At 67.1% G+C, this 21,617-nt stretch carries 22 protein-coding genes; 5 read left to right on the top strand and 17 right to left on the bottom strand.

Features of this window, described 5'->3' with window-relative positions; genetic code table 11:
• Positions 1-264: 264 nt before the first annotated feature.
• A complete protein-coding gene (locus Pth03_RS09775; RefSeq protein WP_203943844.1) occupies positions 265-846 on the bottom strand; it encodes a TetR/AcrR family transcriptional regulator in 582 nt (193 codons plus the stop codon).
• Between the two features lie 83 nt (positions 847-929).
• Between Pth03_RS09775 and Pth03_RS09780 the strand changes: the two genes are divergently transcribed.
• Positions 930-2,138 carry an FAD-dependent monooxygenase gene (locus Pth03_RS09780; RefSeq protein WP_203943845.1) on the top strand — a complete coding sequence of 403 codons (1,209 nt, stop codon included), beginning with the start codon at positions 930-932 and terminating at the stop codon, positions 2,136-2,138.
• Positions 2,139-2,458: 320 nt separating this feature from the next.
• Here the strand turns inward: Pth03_RS09780 and Pth03_RS09785 are convergent, their stop codons facing one another.
• From Pth03_RS09785 to Pth03_RS09805, 5 genes are all read right to left on the bottom strand, one after another.
• On the bottom strand, positions 2,459-3,424 hold the full coding sequence (locus Pth03_RS09785) for a Fic family protein (protein WP_203943846.1): 966 nt from the start codon (positions 3,422-3,424) through the stop codon (positions 2,459-2,461).
• Between the two features lie 300 nt (positions 3,425-3,724).
• Positions 3,725-4,243 (bottom strand): type II toxin-antitoxin system RelE family toxin, encoded by a 519-nt coding sequence (locus Pth03_RS09790; protein WP_203943847.1) that lies wholly within the window; start codon positions 4,241-4,243, stop codon positions 3,725-3,727.
• A 2-nt stretch (positions 4,244-4,245) separates the two neighbouring features.
• On the bottom strand, positions 4,246-4,557 hold the full coding sequence (locus Pth03_RS09795) for a type II toxin-antitoxin system Phd/YefM family antitoxin (protein ID WP_203943848.1): 312 nt from the start codon (positions 4,555-4,557) through the stop codon (positions 4,246-4,248).
• Between the two features lie 331 nt (positions 4,558-4,888).
• Positions 4,889-5,326, bottom strand: coding sequence for a type II toxin-antitoxin system VapC family toxin (locus tag Pth03_RS09800; RefSeq protein WP_203943849.1), 438 nt, complete (start codon positions 5,324-5,326; stop codon positions 4,889-4,891).
• Positions 5,323-5,556: a CopG family transcriptional regulator gene (locus tag Pth03_RS09805; RefSeq protein ID WP_203943850.1), complete on the bottom strand. Its 234-nt coding sequence runs from the start codon at positions 5,554-5,556 to the stop codon at positions 5,323-5,325. Before Pth03_RS09805 ends, Pth03_RS09800 begins: the two co-directional genes overlap by 4 nt.
• 134 nt (positions 5,557-5,690) lie before the next feature.
• Between Pth03_RS09805 and Pth03_RS09810 the strand changes: the two genes are divergently transcribed.
• A complete protein-coding gene (locus tag Pth03_RS09810) occupies positions 5,691-5,867 on the top strand; it encodes a globin family protein (protein WP_203943851.1) in 177 nt (58 codons plus the stop codon).
• Complete coding sequence (locus Pth03_RS09815) at positions 5,864-6,265, top strand: type II toxin-antitoxin system VapC family toxin (protein ID WP_203943852.1); 402 nt, start codon at positions 5,864-5,866, stop codon at positions 6,263-6,265. Before Pth03_RS09810 ends, Pth03_RS09815 begins: the two co-directional genes overlap by 4 nt.
• 106 nt (positions 6,266-6,371) lie before the next feature.
• Here Pth03_RS09815 and msrA read toward each other — a convergent pair whose 3' ends face one another.
• A complete protein-coding gene (gene msrA / locus Pth03_RS09820) occupies positions 6,372-7,034 on the bottom strand; it encodes a peptide-methionine (S)-S-oxide reductase MsrA (RefSeq protein WP_203943853.1) in 663 nt (220 codons plus the stop codon).
• Between the two features lie 132 nt (positions 7,035-7,166).
• Here msrA and rarD point away from each other — a divergent pair, with 132 nt between their 5' ends.
• Together rarD and Pth03_RS09830 are read left to right on the top strand one after the other, a co-directional pair.
• Positions 7,167-8,078 (top strand): EamA family transporter RarD, encoded by a 912-nt coding sequence (gene rarD, locus Pth03_RS09825; RefSeq protein ID WP_203943854.1) that lies wholly within the window; start codon positions 7,167-7,169, stop codon positions 8,076-8,078.
• 81 nt (positions 8,079-8,159) lie between these two features.
• On the top strand, positions 8,160-8,996 hold the full coding sequence (locus Pth03_RS09830) for an LLM class flavin-dependent oxidoreductase (protein ID WP_203943855.1): 837 nt from the start codon (positions 8,160-8,162) through the stop codon (positions 8,994-8,996).
• On the opposite strand, the gene Pth03_RS09835 is transcribed toward Pth03_RS09830, so the two are convergent.
• The 10 genes from Pth03_RS09835 to nuoF all read right to left on the bottom strand — a co-directional run bounded on the left by Pth03_RS09835 (position 8,997) and on the right by nuoF (position 21,611).
• Entirely contained in the window at positions 8,997-9,992 is a 996-nt protein-coding gene (locus Pth03_RS09835; RefSeq protein ID WP_203943856.1) for a polyprenyl synthetase family protein, read from the bottom strand.
• A gap of 12 nt (positions 9,993-10,004) precedes the next feature.
• Entirely contained in the window at positions 10,005-11,555 is a 1,551-nt protein-coding gene (nuoN, locus tag Pth03_RS09840) for an NADH-quinone oxidoreductase subunit NuoN (protein WP_203943857.1), read from the bottom strand.
• Positions 11,552-13,057 (bottom strand): NADH-quinone oxidoreductase subunit M, encoded by a 1,506-nt coding sequence (locus Pth03_RS09845; RefSeq protein WP_203943858.1) that lies wholly within the window; start codon positions 13,055-13,057, stop codon positions 11,552-11,554. Before Pth03_RS09845 ends, nuoN begins: the two co-directional genes overlap by 4 nt.
• Positions 13,057-14,898, bottom strand: coding sequence for an NADH-quinone oxidoreductase subunit L (gene nuoL, locus Pth03_RS09850; protein WP_203944006.1), 1,842 nt, complete (start codon positions 14,896-14,898; stop codon positions 13,057-13,059). The genes Pth03_RS09845 and nuoL overlap by 1 nt, the downstream gene beginning before the upstream one ends.
• Positions 14,899-14,964: 66 nt before the next feature.
• A complete protein-coding gene (gene nuoK, locus Pth03_RS09855; RefSeq protein WP_036325326.1) occupies positions 14,965-15,261 on the bottom strand; it encodes an NADH-quinone oxidoreductase subunit NuoK in 297 nt (98 codons plus the stop codon).
• Positions 15,258-16,064: an NADH-quinone oxidoreductase subunit J gene (locus Pth03_RS09860; protein ID WP_203943859.1), complete on the bottom strand. Its 807-nt coding sequence runs from the start codon at positions 16,062-16,064 to the stop codon at positions 15,258-15,260. The genes nuoK and Pth03_RS09860 overlap by 4 nt, the downstream gene beginning before the upstream one ends.
• Complete coding sequence (gene nuoI, locus Pth03_RS09865; protein ID WP_203943860.1) at positions 16,057-16,572, bottom strand: NADH-quinone oxidoreductase subunit NuoI; 516 nt, start codon at positions 16,570-16,572, stop codon at positions 16,057-16,059. Before nuoI ends, Pth03_RS09860 begins: the two co-directional genes overlap by 8 nt.
• The gene (gene nuoH, locus Pth03_RS09870; protein ID WP_203943861.1) at positions 16,559-17,917 is read right to left on the bottom strand and encodes an NADH-quinone oxidoreductase subunit NuoH; all 1,359 of its coding nucleotides are present in this window, start codon (positions 17,915-17,917) and stop codon (positions 16,559-16,561) included. Before nuoH ends, nuoI begins: the two co-directional genes overlap by 14 nt.
• The gene (locus Pth03_RS09875) at positions 17,914-20,325 is read right to left on the bottom strand and encodes an NADH-quinone oxidoreductase subunit G (protein ID WP_203943862.1); all 2,412 of its coding nucleotides are present in this window, start codon (positions 20,323-20,325) and stop codon (positions 17,914-17,916) included. The genes nuoH and Pth03_RS09875 overlap by 4 nt, the downstream gene beginning before the upstream one ends.
• Positions 20,322-21,611, bottom strand: coding sequence for an NADH-quinone oxidoreductase subunit NuoF (gene nuoF, locus Pth03_RS09880; protein ID WP_203943863.1), 1,290 nt, complete (start codon positions 21,609-21,611; stop codon positions 20,322-20,324). The genes Pth03_RS09875 and nuoF overlap by 4 nt, the downstream gene beginning before the upstream one ends.
• Positions 21,612-21,617: the final 6 nt, after the last annotated feature.

The following is a 21,617-nucleotide window of genomic DNA, read 5'->3' on the forward strand; positions in this document are numbered from 1 at the left end:
TCGGCAACGGCAGCACAAATGTTGAAAGAACAGTGGGTAAGTGTCCGCTCGGAGTTGCCCGGTTCTACGCCGGTGCTTTCCGACCAACCGGAAGGGGATCTTCCCCGTCTCCAAAAGCTTGATCAGATACGGGCGGGAGAATTCAGCATGTCCGCCGCCTCCTGTGTCGCCAGTTCAGCATGTGACGGTATGACGGTTACGCCTCTCCAGCCGCATGGGCGAGATGAACGCGAGCAGACGCAAGCGTGAGTGGCTTCCCTACGCTTACTCCGTCCCGAGGCGTGTGGTGATCGTTCGCAGCGCCTCAAGAAGGTCGTGGGCCGAAGGGGCGTGATCGGGATCGACGAGCCACTGTGTCGCCATCCCGCCGAGGAGTGCCTGGTAAAACGAGCCGACGGCCATCGCCTTCTTCTCGTCCACGGCCGGGTCCAGATCCTCAAAGAGTGTCGCCAGCCCTAGCCTCGCCTGCCGGTTGGCAGTCGCGAACGCCTCCCGCAACTCCGGCAGGCCGTCCATCTGGGCGATGAGCTCGAACTGGATGGCCCAAAGGGGTCTGAGCCTGGCGTAGGACTCGATGATCCGTGTCCACGTCGCCTCGAATCGCTGCGCGGGCGTCCCGTCGAGCGAGGTGTCGGCGGCAAGGGTCAGCTCGAGCTCCTTTCCCCATTCCTCCATCGCCTCGATGAGGGCCGCATTGAGCAGCGCCTTCGTCGATCTGAAGTGGTAGCCGATGGAGGCGAGGCTGGTGCCGGCGGCCGTCGCGATGTCGCGGGCGGTGGTGCCTGAATACCCCTTCTCCATCAGGCATTTCTTGGCGCCCGCGAGCAGGTCTTCCCGGTTTCCCATGCTCAGAGCTTAGCCGATCGTGGGACAGACGTCTTGGACAATTGTGCTAGACAATCGAGTGAGACGTTTGTACAGTCCAAGGCATGACGAACATCCTGATCTCCGGTGGAAGCGTCGCCGGAGCAACGCTGGCTTACTGGCTGCGCACGTACGGGCTCAACCCGACTGTCGTGGAGCGCGCACCCTCGTTGAGGGAAGGCGGCTACAAGATCGACATTCGGGGAGCGGCGCTCGACGTCATCGACCGCATGGAGCTGAAGGACGAGGTACGGCGGCACAGCACGGACATGCAGATCGCCCGGTTCGTCGACGCGAAGGGCAAGCAGGTCGGGACCATGAGCGCCCAGCTATTCGGCGGCCGTGAGGGCGACGACGTCGAGATAATGCGCGGCGACCTCGCCCAACTCCTGTACGCGGCGACCAAAGACGACGTCGAGTACATCTTCGACGAATCCATCACAGCCTTACGGGAGACACCCGAAGGGGTGCAAGTCACCTTCGAAAGCGGCCATCAGCGGATGTTCGACCTGGTGGTGGGCGCCGACGGCCTGCACTCCAATGTGCGCGCGCTGACCTTCGGGGAGGAGTCCCAGTTCCTCCATCACCTTGGGCACTACATCTCGATCTTCACGGTGCCCAACCATCTCCACCTGGACCGCACGGAGATGATGCACCCGGCCGCAGGCAGGAGCGTCGGGATGTACAGCACCCGGCAGAGCACCGACGCCAAGGCGCTGTTCCTCTTCTCCTCGCCACCGCTGACCTACGACCGCCGGGATGTCGCCCAGCAAAAGAAGTTGCTCGCCGAGATCTTCGCCGACCAGGGCTGGGATGTCCCGCGCCTCCTCGACGCCATGGGGAACGCGCCAGACTTCTACCTGGATTCGATCAGCCAGGTGCGCATGGACCAGTGGTCATCGGGCCGAGTGGCCCTCGTGGGCGACGCCGCCTACGGTCCCTCACCCGCGTCTGGTCAGGGCACCAGCCTGGCTCTAGTTGGCGCCTACGTTCTGGCGGGCTCCCTTGCCACCGCCGGCAGCGACCACGCCGCTGCATTCGCCGCCTACGAGCGCGAAATGCGGCACTTCGTCGAGGAGAACCAGAAGCTCGCCGCGAGCAACCTCAAGGGCATGGTGTTGAAGTCGGCGGCACAGATCCGGTTCCAGATGCTGATGCTGCGGCTGATGCCGCATCTACCGGGGAAGAACCGCATGATCGAGCGGGTCACCGAACCGATCCGCAAGGCCGCAACCGCGATCAAGATCAAGGATTACCGAGCGCCGATTGCATAGCTCGAATGAAGGCGCCGCACAGGTTCGGATCGCGAAAAGATGAACGAGGCTTCCGAGCTTCCCGACCGTCGCGACGAAGCTTAGGACGGGAAGCTCGTGACGCTCTCGATGGAGCCGCTGGAAGGCTGACGTGCACGCTCGGTGCTTACGATCGCCGGCGATTGCGGCGGCAACGATCGGACCAATATCGACGACCATCACCAGGCCGACCGGGCAGGCGACGCCCGTGCCGACAGACCCGCAATATCCGTTGGGTATGGAAGAGGTGCCACTGGCAGCAGTCCTGCCACTAAGGACATATTTCCTCCTTGGCAGCGGCGTCACGACCGGCGGTGCCTCGACTTGATGTAGTCGTTCACCCACTTCTTGCTGCTCCGCCACATACCGTCGTCCCCCTTGACCGCACGGAGTCGTCCCCGTGCGGCAGCGACCCGGAGCGCGTTTTCGGTCAGGTCGCGCGTCGCGAGAGCGGGTAGGGGAACAAGCTTGACCGGACCGGCCACCGCCGGCATGACGAAGCGGTACAGATTCGTCGTCACGCTGCGTGCGATGAGTTCGCCCAACGGGCCGAACTCGTTGCTGTCGGCTCGACGCATCGCCTGGAGGTACTTGTCGCGGTCGCGCTTATAGATGATCGCTGGTGGATATCCGATTCGGCAAAGGATCAAGTTGAGCACCAAGCGGCCCGTCCGTCCGTTTCCATCGAGGAACGGGTGTATCTGTTCGAATCGGTTATGAACGCCGGCCAAGCGTTCGGGTAGGGCTTCGTTGGATGCACCGCGAAGGTCATCGACCGCCTTTACCCAGTCCCGCATCCGGGGGTCGACTTCCGGCCATGGCGGCGGCTTCATACCTCCCGGGAACTTAGCGATCTCGTGCTGTCGATAGTTCCCTGGACCCTCGGCGGAGGTGGCATGAGGATGGGGGTCTACGGCCCACACGAGCGACATGGCGGCGTGGTGTATCTGACGGACCTCCTGGAGCGTGATGAGGTCTCCGTTTTGCCAGTCTCCCGGGTCCAGCGCCTGCCCGTACACCCACTTCGCGGCGTCGCCGTAGCCCCTTACCTCCATGTAGTCCCTGAGCGGCTTCGCTCCGACTGCCCTGCCCTCCTCAAGGAGCTTCTCGACCTCTTGCAGCACGAGCGTGTTGCCCTCGATCGCAGTGCTGTTATGGGCCTCCTGGTGCCAGATGTCGGACCAGATGTCCTCCGCCTCAGCGGGCGAAGGCAATCCGCCCAAGCGATCACGGAGCTCTCGAACGGCCTCGTCGAGGCGCTGATACACAGCCGCCCTGGACGGCCTGCCCGGTCCTGACACCGACACCCCAAATGATTTTGTTCGGCTGGGTCGAATTAACTGTACCGAACAAAATCGACTTGGGTTGTTCGTCGCAGTCAAAAGAAAGGAACCGAACAACTAGCCTGGCGATCCGCACACGTCTGCCCCGCTCATACTGAGGTCCATCGTCCGGCTTCCTAACATTCGCCGCCCCTGGCGGGTCACATAGCTTGACGCTGGTGCCGCCCAACCCGCAGTAGCCCTTTACCGGACGGCGCACATTTCAGCCGTGAATGCCGACGAGAGCTAGCGGGACTTTGAGCGGAACTCCGCCCAGAGATCGACGGCCTCTTCCAGGTCGAGTGCCGCCACATCCTCCCGGGCCATGCCGACTGTGTAGATCAATCGATTGGCAAGCCAGTCGGGTACCGGCTCGCGCGCTGGCGTCTCATCGATTCGGATGTGGTCGGTGAAACCACCCAGACGGTCGATGACTTCGCCGAGGCGAACAACGTCGGGCCGTGAACCTCCGGCCGCGCGGACTCGTGCCTGGGCTTCGGCATAGACCTCGGCGTCGGCCCTCTCCCCAACCGCCCAGATCTCACAGATCTCAACCGTCTTGTCCTCGGTGATCCGGTAAACGATCCTCCACGTGTTCCGCCCCACGACGAGCTTGCGAAACCCTGTCAGCTCACCGCCCAAGGGATAGCCCGCTTCAGAGTTCTCCAGTAGAAGGAGGATCTTCTTAAGGACCTTGGGTACGGCGTCCGGGCCGATTCTGCGGAGGTCATCAATGGCCGCGTCAGTAAATACGACGTCGGACACTGCTACTCGTCTTCGTCCGGGAGCATAGCCAGCGACTCACGCGTATGCCCGAAGGCGGACAGGACCTCGTCCAACGACGTCCGCCGCCCCGTGTCCGTGGCAGCCCTGACGAGAACCAAGGCAAGATCCCGCAGATCTGCTGCGGCTTCTTCCAGTTCGTTGAGACGTCGCATGCTCACGACGGCTGCGATCGGTTGGTGCCGGCGGGTCACCACCAGATCCGCACCCTGCTCCGCGTCAGCCACCAGACGTGCCACACCACGCTGCGCGGCCTCGGTGACCGTGAGCTCGGTCGCGTCATGGAGAACAGTCATACAAGAACTGTATAGATAGATATACAGAAGAACAAGTGATCGACAGTGCGTCTCGAGTACTGACCTGAAGGGTCACATAGCTTGACGCTGGTGCCGCTGAGTGTTCATTGCCAGGTGACCCGTGAATCTCAGACTCCGACGACCTTGACGGTCTTTCCACAGAGCGTGGACATGTCATCCTCATCCGAGGTCAGAACGATCACCGCCTGATCGCACGCAGGGCGAGCGCATGCTTTCAGCTAAGGAACTCGAGCGCGTCCAAGGCATGCCGCCGATGGAGCGGGCTGGCTGGAGAAGGTCAAGGTCGTTCTGTCAAGCGCACAAGAACTGGCTATCGGCTGATCTTGTCGACATGGACCACTTGTATCCGCTCGTGACCCGCCGTCAGGGCGGTCAGGTGCGGCACGTCGGATGTGACGATCACGACAGGACCCTCTTGTGCCAATGCCGTAGCCGCGACCATGGCGTCGACAGCTTGATCAGTGGACATTCCCGCCGTCCCGATCAGCTTGCCGGCCTGCTCCCCTATTTCACGAGTGACCGGTTCGACCACCACACCACCGAGAACGCGAGATACCCCCGCGTCACGCGGCGTGCCTCTCAGCGCTTCGGCCAAAATGGCGGCGGACGTGAGGACGCGCCGTCCATCTAGGTGCGCGGCATGAAGCCGGACGTACATCGCCCTGTCGGTCGCCGCCCGCGAAAGACCTTCGTTGTCGAGGACGAGAGCACCGTGCTCACGCGGACTGATCCGCCTCCGCTGCTTCACACGCTCGGCCACTCTGCCCGTGCCGCCGCCAGCTCCTCCTCGGTCACCGGCCCATGAAGCTCTCGAAGATCTGCCACCAGATCCCCCAGTCGGTCATGCTCCAGTTGACGAACCAGCGCATGCGTAACGTACGCCGATACATTGCCCTGTCCGGCCCGGGCCCGCAGTTCGGCGGCAACGTCCGCAGGCACGGTGATGCTCATCTTGTCGGTCCTCATCGGCTCACCCATCCACCAATCCTACCCGTAGTAGGATCACACTGCTCGGGGTCGCCGGAAGTCCTCACCGAAAACGAATCCGAACCTGCTCATCTGAGCCATTGAAGAGCCGGGCCTGCTGACGAGCCGCCCCTCACACTTGGAGCATGGCGTTCGACGACGAGACTCCCAGTGCTTCAGAGGCACTCGACGAGGTGCAGCTTCCCCGGCACCTCGCCGCGCTGGTCGGCGCACTCCAGGGGCCGCCGGACCTCGGCGCCCGCCATGACCACTACCTCACCTATCCTCACCACGAGGAGCCACGCGGAGCGGTCACGGCGTGATCCTCTGCGACACGGGGCCCCTTGTTGCGGCATTCAACAGGGCGGATAAAGATCATGGGCGCTGTGTGCGGTTTCCGGCGCGAAACTGGACGCGACTGGTCGTCCCCTCGCTTGCCGTGACCGAGATATGCCACCTGCTGTCTGACCCGGTTCGGCGTGGCAGTTCCGCCCTTGCCGCCGAGTTCTGCGCTGCAATCGCCGACGACGAACTCCGGGTTATCGAGGTAACACCGCACGACTACCGTCGAATCTCCGAATTGCTCGCCGCATATGCGTCGCTGCGGCTCCAAGCGGTGGACGCATGCGTGATCGCCCTGGCCGAGCGCTTCGATCTTCGCGAAGTCGCAACTCTCGATCGGCGGGACTATCTGGTCGTTGCCCCTCGCCACGGGCAATGACTCACGATCTTGCCTGGCGACTGATCAGTCCTCGCCGAAAACGACTCTGGCCCTCGATCAGGACCGGGCGAGCCGGGCGATCAAGGGCCAGTGGTGTTCGGGAAGGTCACGCCTCGCCGGTGGTCAGGCCGACCGGGCAGGCGACGCCCGTTCCGCCGATCCCGCAGTAGCCGTCGGGAACCTTGAACAGGTACTGCTGGTGGTAGTTCTCCGCAAAGTAGAACTCGCCGGCGGGGGCGATCTCGGTGGTGATCTGCCCGTATCCCGCCTTGGCCAGCACGTCCTGGTAGGCCTCCTTCGACGCCTCGGCGGCCTTGGCCTGCTGGGCGTCGCGGGTGTAGATCGCCGACCGGTACTGCGTGCCGACGTCGTTGCCCTGGCGCATGCCCTGCGTCGGGTCGTGCGCCTCCCAGAAGACCTTGAGGAGCTCCTCGTAGGAGACCTCGTTCGGGTCGAAGACCACCCGTACGACCTCGGCGTGCCCGGTCATGCCGGTACACACCTCCTCGTACGTGGGATTGGTGGTGTAACCACCCTCGTATCCGACCGACGTGGAGTAGACGCCCGGCGTCTGCCAGAACTTCCGCTCCGCGCCCCAGAAGCACCCCAGGCCGAACTCCGCGATCTCCGTCCCCTCCGGGTACGGCCCGGCCAGCGGTGCGTCCAGCACAGCGTGCCGCGCGGCGACCGGCATCGTCTCAGAACGGCCCGGCAGCGCCTCCGAAGGGTCCACCATCGATGTCTTGTTCCGGCCGAAGAGCCAGCCCATGTCGAACCTCCATCCGCTCCGACAGTCCCAACCAGACGGGTGGTCGTGTTGTTCCTGACGTAAGCAGGCCTTAATAAACGGACATAGCAATACTTATTTGCAGTAAACCTTGTTTTCAGTAAAAATGCACGCATGCAGGAAACGCGCCGGGGGATCATGTACGGCATCGCCGCCTACGTCATGTGGGGGCTGTTCCCGCTCTACTGGCCGCTGCTCAAGCCGTCCGGCGCGGTGGAGATCCTCGCCCACCGGATGGTCTGGTCGCTGGTCGCGGTGATCGCGGTGCTGGCCGTACGCCGCCACTGGGCCTGGTTCCGCACGCTGACCCGCCGCCAGTTCGTGCTGCTGGCGCTGGCCGCGGTCACGATCTCGGTCAACTGGGGCACCTACATCTACGCCGTCAACAGCGGCCATGTCGTGGAAGGCGCCCTGGGCTACTTCATCAACCCCCTGGTCAGTGTGCTCTTCGGGGTCGTGATCTTCCGTGAGCGCCTGCGTCCGTTGCAGTGGGTCGCGGTGGGGCTCGGCGGCGCCTCCGTGATCATCTTGACCCTCGACTACGGCCGGCTGCCGTGGGTCGCGCTCGTGCTCGCGATCAGCTTCGGCACCTATGGTCTGATAAAGAAGTCGGCCCAGGTCGGCAGTGCCGAGAGCCTGACCGTCGAGACCCTCGTGCTCCTCGTGCCCGCCCTGGCATATCTGATCGTCCTCCAGGCCGGCGGCAACGCGACGTTCGGCCATCACGGCTTCGGGCACGCGGCCCTGCTCGTCTGCTCCGGAATCGTCACCGCCGTCCCGCTTCTCGCCTTCACGGCTTCTGCGATCCGGGTCCCCCTCGTCGTCATCGGTGTGCTGCAGTACATCGCACCGGTCCTGCAGTTCCTGTGCGGCGTGCTGATCGTCCACGAGACCATGCCGGCGAGCCGATGGGCCGGATTCGCCGTCGTATGGCTGGCGCTGACCGTCTTCACATGGGACGGCCTGCGGTCCGCCCGCGCCGCACGGCGCGCCACGCCCGCACCCGCCGCCCTCGAGTCCGTCTGACGCCACTACCCCCGCGGGAGTAGGGAATCCGCCTCCCGCCGGGCGACGACGGCGCGGCAGGCCGGGACGAGGATCGGTCCCATGACCAAGCACTTCCGTTTCGGCGTGGTCGCGGGTTTCGCGCCGGACGCCGGCAGCTGGACGGCCCTGGCCCGGCGAGCCGAGGATCAGGGCTATTCGACCTTTCTCGTCCCTGACACGCTCGGCACGCTGCCCCCGCTCCTCGCCCTCACCGCCGCCGCGACCGCCACCACGACCCTGCGCCTGGGCACGTTCGTGCTCAGCGCGCCCTACCGTCGCCCGCAACAGCTCGCCTGGGAACTGGCCGGCCTCGACTTCCTCTCCGGCGGACGGCTGGAGCTGGGCGTCGGAACCGGCCGCGCAGCAGCCGAGACGGAGGCGGGGCTGCTCGGCATGCCGTACGGCACGGCGGGCCGACGCATCGAGCAGATCGAAGAGCTGATCGCCGAGGTGAAGGCCGCGTTCGGGGGTGAAAGGCGCTTCACGGGCGCGATCCAGAAGGATGGGCCGCCCCTCCTTCTGGCCGCCGCGGGCGAACGCATGCTGACCCTCGCCGCGAAGGAGGCCGACAGCGTTACGTTCGCGCTCCCCCCCGCGGCCCCGCCGCACTCCCTGCACCGGCCCCTCGCCGTGCTCGAAGAGAAGGCGGGCGCGCGGTTCGGCCAGATCGAGCTGAGCCACAACGTCCACCTGGTGGGCGACGACCCGCCGCCGTGGCTCGTCCCGCTGCTCCACGGGGCAGGGCCGGGCTCCCTCGCGGTGCTCGACGGATCGCCCCGGGAGATGGCCGACACGCTCCTGCGCCGGCGGGACGAGCTGGGGATCTCCTACGTCACCGTGAACGCGGTGTTCGCCGATGCGTTCGCCCCGGTGGCCGATCTGCTCAGCGGAGCCTGATCAGCCGGAGCGCTCGACCACGTAGTCGCACAGGGCGAGCAGGGCCGCCCGCGCCGGGATGTCGGGCAGCCCGGCCAGGGCCGCCTTGGCGCGGTTGGTCCAGCGGATCAGCTCCGCATGGGCCTGGTCCATCGCCGGGTTGCTCCGCAGCAGCGTCAGCGTCTCCTCGACGTCCGCCTCGGCCACGGGGCCGGACAGGAGCGTGCGCAACCGGGCGTCGTCCGGGTCCTTGGAGGCCAGGGCGTAGAGCACGGGGAGCGTGCGGACACCCTCACGCAGGTCGGTCCCCGGGGTCTTGCCCGAGTCGGCGGTCGGCGCCGCCACGTCGATGAGGTCGTCGCCGAGCTGCCAGGCGACGCCGATGGCCTCGCAGGCGTCGGTCACCCGGTCGATCACCTCGGGCGGCGCCCCGGCCAGCATCGCGCCGAACTGCCCGGACGTGGCGATCAGCGAGCCGGTCTTGTCGGTCAGGACCTGGATGTAGTGCGAGACGGCGTCGACGCCCTCGGCGGGGCCGATCGTCTCTCTGATCTGCCCGCGAACCAGGCGGGAGAAGGTGCGGGCCTGGATGCGGATGAGCTCCGTGCCCAGATCGGCGAGGATCTCCGACGCCTGCGCGAAGAGATAGTCACCGGTGAGGATCGCGATGGTGTTGTCCCACCGGGCGTTGGCCGACGGTGAGCCGCGCCGTACGGGCGCCTCGTCCATCACGTCGTCGTGGTAAAGCGTGGCCAGATGGGTCAGCTCGATCACGACGGCCCCGGGGACGACCCCCGGGGCGTCGGGGTTGCCGAACTGCGCGGCCAGGAGCAGGAGGGTGGCGCGGAAACGCTTGCCGCCCGCCTCGAGGAGATGCTTGGACGCCTCCGTGACGAAGGCGTCCTCGCTCTCCACGGACGAGCGGAGCATCTTCTCCACCGCCGCCAGGCCGTTCGCTAGGTCCTCGGCCAGCTGCTCGTCGATCTGAGGGATGTCCACAACGGGCGGCGCGGCCATAGAACGGGGCTCCTAACGGACGAACAACGAGTGCGCAGCGTTTTGCGCCAGGTCGAGCACGGGCTGCGGGAAGACTCCCAGGAATACGGTAGCCAACGCCGCAACACCGACGACAAGCGCGGTACCCCGGGACGGCAGCACCACGGACGGGCCGTCGGCGGCCGGGTCGCTGAAGAACATCAGCACGATGACGCGCACGTAGAAGAACGCGGCCACCGCGGACGTCACCACACCCACGATCACCAAGGGCAGCGCCCCGCCGGAGACCGCCGCCTGGAAGACCGCGTACTTTCCGAAAAAACCGCTGGTCAGCGGGATTCCCGCGAAGGCGAGCAGGAAGAAGGCGAAAGTGCCGGCCAGCAGGGGCGAGCGCTTGCCGAGCCCGGCCCAGCGGGACAGGTGCCACGCCTCGCCGCCCGCGTCCCTGACCATGGTCACGATCGCGAAGGCGCCGACGGTCGTGAAGCCGTAGGCGACCAGGTAGAACAGGATCGCCGACAGCGACGCGGAGTTCTGCGCGGCGGTGCCGGTCGCGACCACGCCGACCAGCAGGAATCCGCCGTGCGCGATCGAGGAGTAGGCCAGCATGCGCTTGATGTCGGTCTGCGTGATGGCCAGGACGGCTCCCACGATCATTGTGAGAATGGCCACACCCCACAGCACCGGGCTCCAGTCCCAGTCAAGACCGCCGAGAGCCACCCAGAACACCCGGAGCAGGGCGCCGAACGCGGCCACCAGGGTGCCCGACGCCATGAGCGCGGTGATCGGGGTGGGTGAGCCCTGGTAGACGTCCGGCTTCCATGCCTGGAAGGGAGCTCCACCGATCTTGAAGAGCAGTCCCACGCCGAGCATCGCCGCGCCGACGTAGAGCAGGGTGTCCTGGCCGCCGACGGCGCCGAGAGCCGTGCTGATCTTGGCGAGGTCGACCGAGCCGGCGTAGCCGTACAGCAGGGCCGTGCCGTACAGGAAGAACGCCGAGGAGAATGCGCCGAGCAGGAAGTACTTGACCGCGGCCTCCTGCGAGAGGAGGCGGCGGCGCCGGGCCAGGCCGCACAGCAGGTACAGCGGCAGCGACATGACCTCGAGGGCCACGAACATCACCAGCAGGTCGTTGGCCGCGGGGAACAGCAGCATGCCGCCCACCGCGAACAGGACCAGCGGGTAGACCTCGGTGTGCCCGGCCCCGGCGTGCAGGGCCTGCTCCTCCTCGGCCGAGCCCGGTACGGCGGCGGCCGCCGCGACGAAGTGGTCCTCGTCGTTGATCAGCAGCACGCTCACGAACGCGAGCACGAGGATCGTGCCCCAGATGAACAGCGACGGGCCGTCGACGGCGACCGCGCCCATCGCGGCCGCCTTGGTCGGCACGCCCTTGACCACCTGCCAGATGGTCAGGCCGAACGCCGCGGCAAGGGACAGCAGGGTGATCGGCAGATGGATCGCCGAGCGCAGGTAACGCGGGGCGAACGCCTCCACGAGCACGCCGACGATCGCCGCGCCGAAGACGACCAGCATCGGCGCGAGCTGGGCGTACTCGATTGTCGGCGCTGGAATGTTGCCGTTCACTGGGCCTCCTTGGCAACGGGTACGACCGCGGCCGGATCGCTCACCTGCACGGTGGTGAGCGTGCTCTTGACTGCTGGGTGGATCATGTCCAGCAGCGGTTTGGGATAGAACCCGAACACGAGAAGCAGCGCGAGCAGCGGGGCGATGACCCACTTCTCCCGCACGCTGAGGTCGGGAAGCTTCTTGACCGACTCCGCGGTGGGCCCGTTCATCGTGCGCTGGTACATCCACAGGACGTAGATCGCCGCCAGGACGACACCCGTGGTGGCGATGATCGCCGGGACGAGATAGCGCTGGTAGGTGCCGACCAGGACCATGAACTCGCTGACGAAGGTGCTCAGGCCCGGCAGGGACAGGCTGGACAGACCCGCGACCAGGAACGTCCCGGCGAGCACCGGCGCGACCTTCTGCACGCCGCCGTAGTCGGCGATGTACTGCGAGCCGCGGCGGTGGATCAGGAAGCCGGCGATCAGGAACAGCGCGCCCGTCGAGAAGCCGTGGTTGACCATGTACAGCGTCGCGCCGGCGCCGGCGTTCGTCGTCATGGCGAACACGCCCATCGCGATGAAGCCGAAGTGCGAGACCGACGTGTAGGCGATCAGGCGCTTCATGTCGGTCTGCCCGATGGCCACGATCGCGCCGTACACGATGCCGATCACCGACAGCGTGATGACCAGCGGAGTGAAGTACTTCGCGGCGTCGGGGAACAGCTCGAGGCAGAAGCGGAGCATTCCGTACGTGCCGACCTTGTCGAGCACACCGACGAGCAGGACCGCCGCGCCCGCTGGAGCCTGCGCCGCCGCATCGGGCAGCCAGGTGTGGAACGGCCAGAGCGGAGCCTTGATCGCGAAGGCGATGAAGAAGCCGAGGAACAGCCACTTCTGCGTGTTCACGTCCTGGATGGTCCCGATCAGGTCGGAGAACATGAACGTGTGCTTGTCGGCGATCGAGTAGAGCGCGATGACCGCCACGAGCATCAGGAGCCCGCCGAACAGCGAGTACAGCAGGAACTTCACGGCCGCGTAGGACCGCTGGGCCCCGCCGTACGATCCGATCATGAAGTACATCGGGATCAGCATGGCTTCGAAGAACACGTAGAAGAGGAAGACGTCGGTCGCCGCGAAGACGCCGATCATCATGGCCTCGAGCACGAGCAGCAGCGAGAAGTACGTGCGCACGGATCGTTTGCCGGCCTCGGCGTCATGCCAGGAGGCCAGCACGACGATGGGCACCAGCACGACCGACAGCAGGATCAGCACCAGGGCGATGCCGTCGACGCCGACCGCGTAGTGCACCCCGAAGGAGCGGATCCAGACGTACTTCTCGACGAACTGGAACTTGTCGCCGTTGGGGTTGAACCCGACCGCCATCGCGATGGCCAGGGCCAGCACGACCAGCGACACGCCGAGCGTGAACTGCTTGGCGAGCTTGTCGTTGCGGACCAAGGTCACGCCGAGCGCGCCGAGCACCGACACGCCCATCAGGATTGAAAGCCAGGGCATCACAGGTTCCCTACGACGAACCAGGCACCGACCAGGACGGCGGCACCGACGAATATCGACAGCGCGTACGAGCGGACGAACCCGGTCTGGACCTTGCGCATCCGGCCCGACGTCCCGCCGATGAGGGCGGCCAGGCTGTTGACCAGGCCGTCGATCCCGCGGTTGTCGAAGAACACCGCCAAGCGGGTGAGCCACTGGCCGGGGCGCATGAACAGCGCCTCGTTGAGCGCGTCGCCGTACAGGTCACGCCGGGCGAACGTGGTGAGGAACGAGCCGCGGGGCGCCACGGCGGGCACCTCGGCGGAGCCGTACCTGACCCAGGCGAACCCGGCGCCGACCGCGACGAGCGCGAGGGTGACGAGCCCGGTGGGGCTGAACGGGGCGAACGACGGAAGCTCCTCCGGGCGGCCGACGGCCGGCGCCAGGAAGATCATGAAGCGGTTGCCCAGCACCAGGAACGCGCCCAGGACGACCGCACCGACCGACAGGATGATCAGCGGCCAGGTCATGACGGCCGGAGACTCGTGCGGGTGGGCGTCGGCCTCCCAGCGCTTCTTGCCGAAGAAGGTCATGAAGACCAGGCGCGACATGTAGAAGCCGGTGATGCCCGCGCCCAGCACGGCCAGCCAGCCGAGGATCGCGTTGTGCTCCACCGCGGTCTCGATGATGCCGTCCTTGGTGAAGTAACCGGACAGCAGCGGGAACCCGATGATCGCCAGGTAGCCGATGAAGAACGTCACGAAAGTGATCGGCATGAGCTTTCTCAGCCCGCCGTACTTCCGCATGTCCACCTCGTCGTTCATGGCGTGCATGACCGAACCGGCGCCGAGGAACATGTCGGCCTTGAAGAAGCCGTGCGTGATCAGGTGCGCGATCGCGAACGCGTAGCCTGCCGGGCCGATGCCCGCGGCCAGCATCATGTAGCCGATCTGCGACATCGTCGATCCGGCGAGTGCCTTCTTGATGTCGTCCTTGGCGGTACCGATGATCGCACCGGCGAGCAGCGTGGCCACGCCGACGATCGTCACCACGAGCTGCGCGGTGTCGGTCGCCTGGAAGATCGGGCCGGACCGCACCACCAGGTAGACGCCGGCGGTGACCATGGTGGCCGCGTGGATGAGGGCCGAGACCGGGGTCGGGCCCTCCATGGCGTCGAGGAGCCACGACTGCAGCGGCAGCTGGGCCGACTTGCCGCAGGCGCCGAGGAGGAGCAGCAGGCCGATCGCCGTGAACGGGATCGACCCGCCCTTCGCGATCCCGTCGGCCACACCCGCGTACGACACGGAGTGGAACGTCGCGAAGATCGTGAAGATGCCGATCGCGAGGCCGAAGTCGCCGACGCGGTTGACGATGAACGCCTTCTTGGCCGCGGTGGCCGCCGAGGGCTTGTGCTGCCAGAACCCGATGAGCAGGTACGACGCGAGGCCCACGCCCTCCCAGCCGACGTACAGGCCGAGGTAGTTGTCGGCCAGCACCAGCAGGAGCATCGCCGCCACGAACAGGTTCAGGTAGGCGAAGAAGCGCCGCCGGGCCGGGTCGTGCGCCATGTAGCCGATCGAGTAGATGTGGATCAGGGATCCGACAAACGTGATCAGCAGGCAGAACGAGATCGACAGAGGGTCGACCAGCAGCCCGATCTTGGTGATGCCGGGAATGAGGTCGTAGAGCGACACTCCCCTCCGGCGCTCACCGGGCGCGAAGCCCAGAAGCTGGAAGAAGGCCAGCGCCGCGACGACGAACGCCGCGACGGACATGGCGACGCCCAGCAGGTGACCGAACCTGTCGGTCCTCCGTCCGCCCAGCAGGAGGATGGCCGCTCCGAGCAGAGGCAGAGCGATCATCAGCCATGAGGCCCCGATCACTCCACCGGAGTGCTGGATGATCTCAGCGGGTTCCACGGCCACCTCTTAGTACTTCAGCAGGCTGGCGTCGTCGACGGACGCGGACCTGCGGGTTCGGAAGATCGTCACAATGATGGCCAGGCCGATGACGACTTCGGCGGCGGCGACGATCATCACGAAGAACGCGATGACCTGGCCGTCGAGGTTGCCGTTCTGCCGGGCGAAGGTGACGAACGCCAGGTTGCAGGCGTTGAGCATCAGCTCGACGCACATGAACACGACGATGGCGTTGCGCCGTACGAGCACGCCGACGCCGCCGATCGCGAACAGCAGCGCGGAGAGCACCAGGTAGTGGGTTGTCATTCGCCGTCCTCCTCGCCGTGCGGGCGGGCGCCGTTCCCGTTGGCCCGCTCGCTCACGGTCTCCTCCTGGAGGATCCGCTCGACCTCGGGGGCCAGCTTGCCCTCGGAGGCTTCATAACGGGCGACGACACGGTTGACGGACAGCGGCGAGACGGTGCCGTCCGGCAGCATCGCCGGCATGTCGATCGCGTTGTGCTGGGCGTAGGTGCCGGGCCCGGGCAGCGGAGCGGGGTTCTTGCCCGTCTGGCCGAACAGCACGAAGCGGGCCCGCGACAGGTCCTTCTGCGTCGGCTTGGGCTCGGTGCGCTCGCGGTGGGCGAGCACCATGGCGCCGAGCGCGGCCGTGATCAGCAGGGCCGAGGTCACTTCGAACGCGAACACGTGGCGCGTGAAGATCAGCGCGGCGAGGGCCGGCACATTGCCGCCCGCGTTCGCGTCGGCCAGACCCACCGGCGCCGTGAGAGCCGCGTTGCCGATGCCGAGGCCGAGCAGGACCGCGAAGCCCAGCCCGGCCACGATCGCCCAGAACCGCTGTCCCCTGATCGTCTCGACCAGCGAGTCCGACGAGTCCACGCCCACGAGCATGAGCACGAACAGGAACAGCATCATGACCGCGCCGGTGTAGACGATGATCTGCACCGCGGCCAGGAACGGGGCGTCCTGCACGGCGTACAGCACCGCCAGCGAGAACATGACGACGCCGAGCATCAGGGCCGAGTAGACCGCCCGGCGGCTGAAGACGAGTCCGAGTGCGGCGGCCACGGACACGACCGCCAGCACCCAGAACGTGATGGATTCACCCATTGCTACGACCCAACCGGTAGTAGTCCTCCTCGGACTCGCCGAGGCGCATCGGGTGGGGCGGCTGCTCCATTCCCGGCCCGAGCGGAGCGAGGAGCATTTCCTTGGTGAAGATCAGCGATTCGCGGCTCGAGTCGGCCAGCTCGTACTCGTTGGTCATCGTGAGCGCCCGGGTGGGGCACGCCTCGATGCACAGACCGCACAGGATGCACCGCAGATAGTTGATCTGGTAGGTGCGCCCGTACCGCTCACCGGGCGAGTACCGCTCGGTCTCGGTGTTGTCCGCACCCTCGACGAAGATGGCGTCGGCGGGACACGCCCACGCGCACAGCTCGCACCCGACGCACTTCTCCAGACCGTCCGGCCACCTGTTCAGCTGGTGACGCCCGTGGAACCGCGGCGCCGTGGGCCGCTTCTCCTCGGGATAGTTGACGGTCACCGGCTTCTTGAACATGTGGTGGAAGGTGACGCCGAATCCCTTGATCGGGTTCAGCCAATCAGTTGCTCCCACTGGTCACCTCCTTGGCCTCGGTGTGAGCACGCGCCGCCGGCACGACTCCGTGGTAGTGCGGCAGGTCGAGCGGCGGTACGGGGAATCCGCCCGCCGCGGGCTCCTCGCGGAGCTGCTCGAACTCGTCCTCGACCTGGGCGACCTTGGCCTCCTTGCGGCGCTGGTTCGCCGTGTCGAAGCGTAGCCAGATCGCGAACGCCCCGATGATGATCACGGCGCCCAGCGTCAGGATGGCCGAGCGGTTCGCCTCGGGCAGGCGCAGGGCCTTCAGGGTGGCGAAGATGAGGATCCAGCCCAGGTTGAGCGGGATGAGCACCTTCCAGCCGAAGGCCATGAGCTGGTCATAGCGGATGCGGGGCAGCGACGCGCGCACCCACACGAAGAAGCCGAACGCCAGCACGAGCTTGCCGAAGAACCAGAGCATCGGCCACCAGCCGGAGTTGGCCCCGTCCCAGATCGAGATGGGCCACGGCGCGTGCCAGCCGCCGAGGAACAGCGTGATCGCCATGGCGGAGACCGTGAAGACGTTCACGTACTCGGCCAGCATGAACATCGCGAACTTCAGCGACGAGGAGTACTCGGTGTGGAAGCCGCCGACGAGCTCGCCTTCACCCTCGGGCAGGTCGAAGGGCACGCGGTTGGTCTCGCCCAGCATCGTGATCGCGTAGATCAGGAACGACGGCAGCAGCGTGAAGACGTACCAGGACGGCGTCGGGATGTGCAGCCCGAAGACGTCCCAGGTGCCACCGCCCGCCTGCTTGGCGACGATCTCCGAGGTGGACAGCGTGCCCGCCTGGAGGAACACCGCGACGAACGACAGGCCCATCGCGATCTCGTAGGACACGACCTGGGCGCTGGAGCGCAGACCGCCCAGGATCGCGTACGGCGAGCGGGAGCCCCAGCCGGCGAGCACGATGCCGTAGACGCCGATCGAGGCCGTGGCCAGGACCAGCAGCACTGCGACCGGCAGGTCGGTGAGCTGCAGCGGCGTCTTCACGCCGAAGATCGAGACCACCGGGCCGAACGGAACGACCGAGAAGGCCAGGAAGGCCGGAACGGCGATGATGACCGGGGCCAGGAAGTAGATGACCTTGTCCACCGTGCGGGGCATCAGGTCTTCCTTCAGCCCCATCTTCAGGCCGTCGGCCACCGACTGGAGCAGGCCGAACTTGCCCGCCCTGTTGGGGCCGTAGCGGTGCTGCATGCGCGAGATGAGCTTGCGCTCGGTCCACACGCCGAACAGCACGCCCAGCATCAGGAAGACGAAGATGAAGAGAGCCTTGATGATCGACAGCCACAGAGGATCGTGGCCGAAGTCACTCAGGGTGGGCGCGGGGTTGTTCACGAGACGCTCCCGATGGTTACGACGTCGCCCGCCGTGGCGCGCAGGTCGCGCGTCACAGAAAGGCCGGCCGAGTTCGACGGCACCCACACCACCCGGTCGGGCAGGTCGGCGATGCGCACCGGCAGGACGGCTCCGTCACCGACGGTGATCTTGTCACCGTCGGTCACCCCGATCTCCGCGGCCGTGGCCTCGGAGATCAGCGCCTCCGCCGGGCGGGCGGTCCCGGCGAGGTACGGCTCGCCGTCCTGAAGCCGGCCCTCGTCGAGCAGCAGGTGCCAGGTGGCCAGTACGGCCTGGCCGGCCTCGGGTGCGTGGGCCGTGAGGCCGCCGGTCACGGAAGGAGCGGCCGGGCGCGTGCCCCGCCAGGAGCCGAGCGCGCCGAGCTCGCGGCGGACGGCGGAGGCGTCGGGCAGGCCCAGGTGCACGTCCATCTGGTCGGCGATCGAGACGATCGCCCGCAGGTCGCTCATGACGCCCGGAACGGCGGTCGCCACTCCGAACGAGCGGCCCCTGCCCTCCCAGTCGACGAACGTCCCGGCCTTCTCGGCCACGGCGGCGACCGGCAGCACCACGTCGGCCCGGTCGGTGACCGCGCTGGCGCGGATCTCCAGGCTGACGATGAACGGCGTGTTCTCCAGGGCGGCCAGCGCCTTGGCGGGGTCGGGCAGGTCGTACGGGTCGACACCCGCGACCACCAGCGCGTCCAGCCGGCCGTTCAGAGCCGCGTCGATGATCCCCGCGGTGTCCCGGCCGGGAGTGGCGGGCAGGGCCGAGACGTTCCAGGCCCTGGCGACCTCTCCCCTGGCGGCCTCGTCGTCCACCGGCCGGCCGATCGGCAGGAGGCCGGGCAGGGCGCCCGCCTCGAGCGCGCCGCGCTCACCGGCCCGCCTCGGCACCCAGGCGATCTTCGCGCCGGTCGCCTGCGAGAGCCGTACGAGAGCGGAGAAGGCGCCCTCGGCGGTGGCCAGGCGCTCGCCGGCGAGGATGATCGAACCGGCGGGCAGCAGGTCGGCGCCGGAGGCGACGAGCTCGCCGAGCACCTCGGCCTCGGCGCCGGGCGCCGTGCGGATCAGCGAGCCCTTCATCTTGGCCAGGCCGGGCGTCGCGAACGGCGCAAGCGCGTGGACCTTCAGGCCCTTCTTCCTGGCGGCCTTGCGCAGGCGCAGGAAGACGATGGGCGACTCCTCCTCGGGCTCGAAGCCCGCGAGGAGCACGGCCGGGGCCTTCTCCAGGTCGGCGTAGGAGACCTCGATGCCCTTGCCCGCGATCGCGTGAGCGAGGAACCTCGCCTCCTCCTCGGAGTGCGGCCGGGCGCGGAAGTCGATGTCGTTGGTCTCCAGGGCGATCCTGGCGAACTTGCTGTAGGCGTAGGCGTCCTCGACCGTGAGGCGGCCTCCGACCAGCACACCGGCCTTGCCGCGGGCCCGCGCGAGCCCCTCGGCGGCGGCGGCGAGCGCCTCGGGCCAGGAGGCCGGGACGAGCTTGCCCTCCTCGTCGCGGATCAGCGGCGACTTGAGCCGGTCGGGCTGCGTGGCGTACTGGAAGGCCCAGCGGCCCTTGTCGCAGTTCCACTCCTCGTTGACCTGCGGGTCGTCACCGGCCAGGCGGCGAGTGACCTTGCCGCGCCGGTGGTCGGTGCGCTGGGCGCAGCCGGAGGCGCAGTGCTCGCAGGCGCTCGGCGTCGACACCAGGTCGAACGGCCGGGAGCGGAACCGGTAGGCGGCGCCCGTCAGCGCGCCCACCGGGCAGATCTGGACCGTGTTGCCGGAGAAGTAGGACTGGAACGGCTCGCCGTCGGCGACGCCCACCTGCTCCTTGGCCCCGCGGTCGAAGAAGTCGATCAGCGGGTCGCCGGCGATCTGGTCGGAGAAGCGGATGCACCGCGCGCACTGGATGCAGCGCTCGCGGTCGAGCAGCACCTCGGTCGACAGCGCGATCGGCTTCTCGAAGTGCCGCTTCTCCTCCTCGAACCGGCTCTCGCCCTGCCCGGCCGACATGGCCTGGTTCTGCAGGGGGCACTCGCCGCCCTTGTCGCAGACGGGGCAGTCGAGCGGGTGGTTCAGAAGCAGCATCTCCATGACGCCCCGCTGCGCCTTCTCCGCGACGGGAGAGGTGAGCTGGGTCTGAACGACCATGCCCCCGGCGACCTCGATGGCGCAGGACGGCTGCGGCTTGGGGAAGCCCCTGCCGTTGCCCGCGTCGGGGATGTCCACCAAGCACTGGCGGCAGTTGGCCGCCGGGTCGAGCAGCGGGTGGTCGCAGAACCTCGGAACCTGGATGCCAAGCAGCTCGGCCGCCCGGATGATCAGGGTGCCCTTCGGGACGCTGACCTGGAAGCCGTCGATGGTGAGCGTGACAAGGTCGACCGGCTGCTCGACCGGCCCCGCCGAGGTTGTCTGTACTGTCATGCCTTACCCCACACAGTTGACGCGGCGGGATCGAACGGGCAGCCGCCGATCTCGAAGTGCTTGAGGTATTCCTCGCGGAAGTGCTTCACCGACGAGTGGATCGGGCTCGTCGCGCCGTCGCCCAGGGCACAGAACGAGCGGCCCAGGATGTTGTCGGCGATGTCGGTGATGGTCGAAAGGTCGTCCTCGGTGCCCTGGCCCTTCTCCAGGCGCTTGAGCACCTGCTTGAGCCAGTAGGTGCCTTCGCGGCAGGGGGTGCACTTGCCGCACGACTCGTGCGCGTAGAACTCCGTCCAGCGCAGGACGGTACGGACCACGCACGTCGTCTCGTCGAAGATCTGCAGCGCCCGGGTGCCGAGCAGGGAGCCATTGGCGCTGACCGACTCGAAGTCGAGCGGCACGTCGAGGTGCTCCGCCGTGAAGATCGCGGTGGAGGAGCCGCCGGGCGTCCAGAACTTGAGCTCGTGGCCCTGGCGGATGCCGCCGGCCATGTCGAGCAGCTCGCGCAGCGTGATGCCGAGCGGGGCCTCGTACTGCCCCGGCCGGGTCACGTGGCCGGACAGCGAGAAGATGCCGAAGCCCTTGGACTTCTCGGTGCCCATCCCGGCGAACCAGTCGGCGCCCATGGACACGATGCTCGGCACGCTGGCGATCGACTCGACGTTGTTGACCACCGTCGGGGAGGCGTACAGGCCGGCGACCGCCGGGAACGGCGGCTTGAGCCGCGGCTGGCCGCGGTAGCCCTCCAGCGAGTCGAGCAGCGCCGTCTCCTCGCCGCAGATGTACGCGCCGGCGCCGCTGTGCACCACCAGCTCCAGGTCGAAGCCCGAGCCGAGGATGTTCGTTCCGAGGTAGCCCTTCTCGTACGCCTCGCGCACGGCCGCCTGGATCCGGCGGATCACGTGGAGCACCTCGCCGCGCACGTAGATGAACGCGTAGTTGGCCCTGATGGCGTAGGCGGTGATGATGACGCCCTCGATCAGCGAGTGCGGGTTGGCCATCATCAGCGGGATGTCCTTGCAGGTCCCCGGCTCCGACTCGTCGGCGTTCACCACGAGGTAGTGCGGCTTGCCGTCGTTCTGCGGGATGAATCCCCACTTCATGCCGGTCGGGAAGCCCGCGCCGCCGCGTCCGCGAAGACCCGAGTCCTTCACCATCTGGATGACGGCGTCCGGCTCGATGGTCGTCAGCGCCTTCTTGGCCGCGGTGTACTCGCCGTAGCCGTCCAGGGTGAACGCGTTCGGCACGTCCCAGTTGTTGGTCAGGACCGGCGTCAGCTGTGTCATCGGTCG

It is taken from the genome of Planotetraspora thailandica, from assembly GCF_016863335.1.
Lineage (GTDB): Bacteria > Actinomycetota > Actinomycetes > Streptosporangiales > Streptosporangiaceae > Planotetraspora > Planotetraspora thailandica.